A 2,230-nucleotide genomic window follows, 5' to 3' on the forward strand; every position below is an offset into this window, starting at 1 on the left:
ACGGAGCCCGAAAGCGGCCAGCGGCTGGCCGAGCCCCGCACCGGCAGAACCACGTTCGACGTCGTGTCGGCGGACGCCGTCGTAGAGCGGAACGCGCCGCGCTCACCCGTGCCGCTCGTGACCACCGTGCCGGACTCGGTGCCGTTCACGGTCCGCGTCGTCTCGGAGCCGGCCAGTCCGCTCACCGTGACGTCCGCCGAGCGCTCCACCGTGACCGACGCCGCGCCCCGGGTCGTGCTCCCCTGTACGGCCGTCTGCATGTTGACCGAGGCCGTGGTCTCGGCGTCGTAGCGCGCCTGCGGCTGTCCGCCCGCGTCCAGGTAGGCGAAGGAGCGCGTGATCGTCAGCCCGTTCCGCGTCACTGGCGGACATGTGAAGCGCCCCGTCGCCTCCGAGTAGGTGCAGGGGTCGGACGAGCGCGGGCCGGCAGCGGCGGCCAGCCCGGGCAGGTCGGCACCACCCGTCAGGGACGCCATGTCCACCGGCGCAGCCACCCTATGCTCTGGCGGCGCGGTGGCATCCTTGCCGCAGCCGTAGAGCGCCAGCGCTAGGGTGAGGACCGTTGTCCCCGCTGAAGCGTACCTGTAGCCGCGCATATGCCGCACTCCTTTCCTCAGAGTATGTTCGCAGCCGTCGGATTGGACGCGGCGTCGAGCAACACTGTTAAGTGCTAAGCCGCCCCGACAAGGATGGTCCGGCCTACGCGGCGGCGCGCGGCGCCCACACCAGCACATTTCCCCCCGCTTTTCTTCGCGCGAGCACGTGAAAACGTTCAAAAGCCTTGCCACCGGAGCGCCGCCCGCACATCATGATAGTGGACGTGCTGGCGGACCGCTCGTCCCATCCAAGCTCTTCTCCCCCAGCAGATGCCGCCGCGTCGCCTCGCGGCATTCGGGTGGTGCCCGGTACGCCTGCAATCGTGTGCGAGCCGCCGCGGGAAAACCTGCGCAATGTGGAGGCGTCATGGCCAAGCCGCAGCCCAGCGCGTACGAACGCCTGCTGGACCAGATCGACCGCTTCGTCAGGCATTACGGTCTGCTGAAGGAGTGGCAGGCCTGGCCGGCGGACCCCTCCGCGCTGCCGGATCCGCCGGAGCGGCGTGCCAGGGAGCGGCGCGGGGGCCCCGATCGCCGGGAGGTCGACCGGCGGCGGGAGGATCGTCGCAGCACGGATCGGCGGCGCGGCCGGCGCGCCTCGGACTAGTGGCTCACCACAGAGGTCCTGAGGCATTCGCGCGCCGCCTGGTTTCATCAACGTTAAGGCGAACGCCTGGCTGCTATTCCCCGGGGCGGGCCGTCCCCGCCAGCAGGCGCTCGAGCTCGACCGGCCCGACCGCCTCCGCGGCGTAATCCCCCACCAGGCACCCCTGCCGCAGCACCACGAAGCGGTCGCCCGCAGCGTGCGCGTGCTGCGGATTGTGCGTCACCAGCAGCACGGCCACGCCGCGCTGCTGCGCCCGGCGCACCGAGTCGAGCACCAACCTGGCCTGCTCGAGGCCCAGCGCCGCGGTCGGCTCGTCCAGGATGAGCGCGCGGGCCCCGCGATAGAGAGCGCGTGCAATCGCCAGCACCTGGCGCTAGCCGCCCGAGAGCGTACCTGCCGGCTGGCTCGCGTCCCGCACCCGGATGCCCAGCTTCTCCAGCTCGCGCCGCGCCGTCTCGAGGCAGCGGCTCATGTCCAGCCGCCGCAGCAGCCCGCGACCCCGCGTCGGCTCGGCGCCCAGGAAGAAGTTGCGCCACACGCTGAGCAGGGGGATGAGCCCCAGGTCCTGGTGCACGGTGGCAATCCCCAGCGCCAGCGCCTGGCGTGGCGAGGCGAACTCGACCGGCCGCCCGTCCAGCAGCACCCGGCCGCTGGTCGGCCGGCACGCACCGCAGAGCACTTTGATCAGGGTGGACTTGCCGGCGCCGTTCTCGCCCAGCAGGCAGGTGACGCGTCCCGCGCGTACGCTCAGCGACACCTCCTGCAGCGCGACCACCCCGCCGAAGCGCATGTACACACGCTGTGCCTCGAGGAGCGGCGGACTGCCGCCAGCTCCCTGGGCAGCAGCCGCCGGTGCCGCCGCGGCCGCATCCGGGACCGACACCGGTACGCCGGCTCCTGGGGCCTCTGGCGCGCCCATCACCCGCCCGCCGCCAGCCGGTCGCGCACCCAGTGGTTGAAGATCACGGCCAGGACGAGCATGGCGCCCAGGAACACCTGGAACCAGTCCGCGTCGATCCCCAGGATC

Annotated in this window: 2 protein-coding genes and 1 pseudogene; 1 reads left to right on the forward strand and 2 read right to left on the reverse strand. The window is 71.9% G+C overall.

Annotation, left to right across the window (positions count from 1 at the left end; translation table 11 throughout):
* Positions 1-596: hypothetical protein (locus tag HY703_01115; GenBank protein ID MBI4543779.1), on the reverse strand; the 596-nt coding region annotated here is incomplete at its 3' end.
* Positions 597-963: 367 nt separating this feature from the next.
* Between HY703_01115 and HY703_01120 the strand changes: the two genes are divergently transcribed.
* The gene (locus HY703_01120; protein MBI4543780.1) at positions 964-1,203 is read left to right on the forward strand and encodes a hypothetical protein; all 240 of its coding nucleotides are present in this window, start codon (positions 964-966) and stop codon (positions 1,201-1,203) included.
* A 73-nt stretch (positions 1,204-1,276) separates the two neighbouring features.
* Here HY703_01120 and HY703_01125 read toward each other — a convergent pair.
* Positions 1,277-2,122 (reverse strand): annotated as a pseudogene (locus tag HY703_01125) (sugar ABC transporter ATP-binding protein).
* Between the last annotated feature and the right edge of the window lie 108 nt (positions 2,123-2,230).

Source organism: Gemmatimonadota bacterium, from assembly GCA_016209965.1.
Classification (GTDB): Bacteria; Gemmatimonadota; Gemmatimonadetes; order Longimicrobiales; family RSA9; genus JACQVE01.

Excerpts from the sequence above, each read along its gene's own strand:
- HY703_01120 (MBI4543780.1), top strand. The coding sequence starts at position 964 with ATGGCCAAGCCGCAGCCCAGCGCGTACGAACGCCTGCTGGACCAGATC.